Origin of the sequence: Streptomyces murinus (genome assembly GCF_002154555.1) — a bacterium.
GTDB lineage: Bacteria > Actinomycetota > Actinomycetes > Streptomycetales > Streptomycetaceae > Streptomyces > Streptomyces murinus.
On record NZ_MUNF01000179.1, the window covers coordinates 1 to 3,230 of the forward strand.

Sequence of the window (3,230 nt, forward strand, 5' to 3'; positions counted from 1 at the left end):
GGTGCGGGCGTCGGTGTAGGGGACCATGGGGTCGTGGGGGTCGTGGAGGACGAGGGTGGGGATGTCGAGTGCGGCTGCGCGGGCGGTGAGGTCCCAGTGGCTGACGGGTACCCCGTTGCGGCGGTGGAGTTCCCGGTAGATGCCTTCCACGAGTGGCGGGGTGAGGCGCAGGCCTGCTCCGTCCCAGCGTTCGAGTACGTCTCCGAGTGCGGCGGGCGGTGCGATGAGTACCGCGCATTCGGGCTGGTGTCCGGTGTGTTCCGCGATCGCGGCGATGGCGGCGATGGATCCGAGCGAGTGGGCTACGACGACGCGTACGTCGCCCAGGGTGTCCAGGACCGCGCCGGTGGCCTGTGTGTACTGGGTCATGGTGGCCTGGTTGCCTGTGCGGACTCCGTGTGCGGGTCCGTCGAAGGCGGCGACGCGCAGGCCGAGGTTGCGCAGTGGGGGGACGAGGGAGTGCATGCTGCTGCTGTTGGCGGCCCAGCCGTGGACGAGGAGGGCGCTGCCCCGGGTGGCGTTTTCGTTCCAGAGGAAGCCGTCGGTGACGTCTTTGTTGCCGTGGACGGTGAAGGGGGTCGCGCCGAGGGGGAGGGTGTTGTCGGGGCGTAGGCCGTAGGTGCGGGTGCTGCTGAAGATGTCGGTCGCCCATCGTGCCGCCACGCGGGGTGCCAGCGTGTTCGCTGTGCTGTGTGCGTGGCGGCGCAGCCACCGGCTGGTCACGGGGTGCTCTTGGTGGCCGGGGTCATGGTGGTCTTGGGTTCGATCTTGTTGCGGGCGAGGTCGGCGTAGTACCCGGATTCGGTGTCGTAGAAGTGGAGGTGGCGGACGATGTCCCACATCTGCCGGAAGGAGAAGCGTCGTTCGCGGACCATGCCGGGGTAGCGGGCTTTGAGTGTTTCCTGGGCTTTGGGCAGGTTGTAGTAGGGGATGACGGGGGCGACGTGGTGGGCGGTGTGGATGGAGATGTTGTGGGTGAGGAAGAGGAGCCAGCGGGGGTAGACGTAGTCGGTGGTCACGAGGAGCCGGCTGGCGTTGCGGGTCCAGTACTCGGCGGTGAGGTAGGGGATGTCGCTGGCGCTGTGGTGCATGAGGGTGGTGGCGCTGAACCAGGCGTGGGTGGCGATCCAGGGGGCGACGAAGTAGATCAGCAGTCCGGTGAAGCCGGTGAAGTACACCAGGAGTGCGGCGTAGGGCAGGGTGACGGCGGCGACGAACAGCAGGGAGCGGCGGACTTCGCGTCGCTGGCCGGCTTTGGGGAAGAAGCCGGGGCGCAGGGCGGATTCGGCCCAGTAGTTGATGGTGCCGCCCCAGAACGCCCAGGTGCGGGTGGAGACGTAGACGGTTTTGTCCCACAGGGACATGCGTTCGAACATGCCGGCGGGTACGGGGCGCCAGTCGGTGTCGAGTTCGAGGTGGTTGGTGCTGCTGTGGTGCATGTTGTGGACGTGCCGCCAGGCGTGGAACGGGTAGATCAGCGGCAGCAGCGCCACGTGCCCGATCGCGTAGTTGAACCTGCGCGAACGCGAGAACGAGCCGTGTCCGCAGTCGTGGGCGATGCAGTGCAGGCCCCAGCCGCCGAGCCCGGCCACGATCCACAGGGGGATCCACAGCAGCCAGGTCGGTGAGTAGGCCACGCCCACGATCGCGCCCGCGTACAGCAGCCAGCTGACCACGAACCCGATCAGGCCGCGGCTTACGCGGGGTTCGAAGTACTCCTTGGGTATCGCGCCGGCCAGGCGTTCGCCTTCGAGTTGTTCGGCCTGGCGCATAAAGGCCCGGAAGTTCTCCTCCGGTGCCGAAGGGAAGTCGAATGCCCCCATGGTGGTCGTTGTCCTTTCGGCGTCAGAGCTTGAGTTCGGCGGTGAGGTGGGCGGTGAGGGCGTCGATGGACTGGTATTCGTACAGGAGGCCGGGGGAGAGGCGGCGTTCGATGACTTTCTCCAGGGCGCCGGAGACCTGGACGGCCACGCGGGAGTCGAGGCCGTAGGCCTCGAAGGTCTTGGCGGTGTCGATGTCCTCGCGGGGTATCTCGACGTGGACGACCAGGTAGTCCACGAGCCACTGGCGCAGGGCCTGCTCGGTGAGGGGCCCCTGGGGACGCTGGACCTTCTTGCGGTTGAACATGGTGTGCCTTTCCTCGTCGTACTGCCTCGTACTGCCTCGTACTGGCCTTGTGCCGGGTGGGGCCTTGTATCGCCTGTGCCGGGTGGTGCGTTGTGCTTGCGGTGGCGTGTGCGGGTGGTGCGGGTGGTGCGGGTGGTGGGTGTGTGTGGCCCGGTGGGGTGTCAGGTGGTGGTTTTGGCTTCTTGTCTGCGCTGGGTGATGGTGGTTTTGTCGGGTTCGCGGAGGTTCCATACGATGTGGAGTTTGCCGAGGGCCATGAGGAGCCAGCCGCTGAGGTCGGGTTCCCACCAGGTGACGCCGTGGCGGTAGGAGCCGGGGAAGGCGTGGTGGTTGTTCTGGAGTCCTTCGCCGAAGGTGAACAGGGCGACGGGCCAGTTGTTGGCGCTGTGGTCGTCGTTGTCGAAGGGCCGCCCGCCGAAGGCGTGGCAGACCGAGCCGACGCACCAGGCCGCCTGGTTGGCGACGAAGATCCGCGCCAGACCGCCGAAGACGAGGCCGCCGAGCAGTGCCATCGGGGTCCGTACGACCGCGAAGTCGATCACGGCCGGCAGCACCAGGCCCAGCAGGACCCATTGGGGGTAGGTGCGGTTGAAGTACATCAGGCGCCGGCTGCGCAGGACGTCGGGTCCGAAGACGGTGACCTTGCTGGCTTCGGGGCTGAGCATCCAGGGCATGTGGGCGTACCACAGGCCGTGCAGGCGGGCTTTGAGGGCCCAGCCGTGGAGGTTGGGGGAGTGGGGGTCGCCTTCCTGGTCGCTGAAGCGGTGGTGGCGGCGGTGGGTGATGACCCAGAACATGAGGGGGCCCTGGGCGCCCATGGATCCGGTGATCATCATGAGGGCTTCGAAGGCGGGTGAGGTCTTGAAGGCCTTGTGGGCGAGGTAGCGGTGGAAGCCCACGGTGATGCCGAACATGTGGACGAAGTACATGGCGGCGAACAGCCACAGGTCGGTCGCGGTGTAGTGGCCGCTCCACAGCAGGTAGGCGGCGGCCGCGAACGCCGTCGTCAGGCTCGACCCCGTCAGCCTGCGGATCAAACGGTTCTCCGCCCTGACCACCATGACCCTGCCGCTGATCGGAACCGCGGCCGCCGCCTACCTGCT

4 protein-coding genes are annotated in these 3,230 nt (G+C 67.3%); all 4 read right to left on the reverse strand.

Annotated elements, in window-relative coordinates:
* On the reverse strand, nucleotides 1–723 hold a 723-nt coding region (locus CCN72_RS13175; RefSeq protein WP_107430097.1), incomplete at its 3' end, for an alpha/beta hydrolase.
* A complete protein-coding gene (locus CCN72_RS13180) occupies nucleotides 720–1,823 on the reverse strand; it encodes a fatty acid desaturase (protein WP_086807690.1) in 1,104 nt (367 codons plus the stop codon). The genes CCN72_RS13175 and CCN72_RS13180, both read right to left, overlap by 4 nt.
* 22 nt (nucleotides 1,824–1,845) lie before the next feature.
* Nucleotides 1,846–2,127 carry an acyl carrier protein gene (locus tag CCN72_RS13185; RefSeq protein ID WP_085563742.1) on the reverse strand — a complete coding sequence of 94 codons (282 nt, stop codon included), beginning with the start codon at nucleotides 2,125–2,127 and terminating at the stop codon, nucleotides 1,846–1,848.
* A gap of 161 nt (nucleotides 2,128–2,288) precedes the next feature.
* Nucleotides 2,289–3,164 (reverse strand): acyl-CoA desaturase, encoded by an 876-nt coding sequence (locus tag CCN72_RS13190; protein ID WP_244174213.1) that lies wholly within the window; start codon nucleotides 3,162–3,164, stop codon nucleotides 2,289–2,291.
* Nucleotides 3,165–3,230 lie beyond the last annotated feature (66 nt).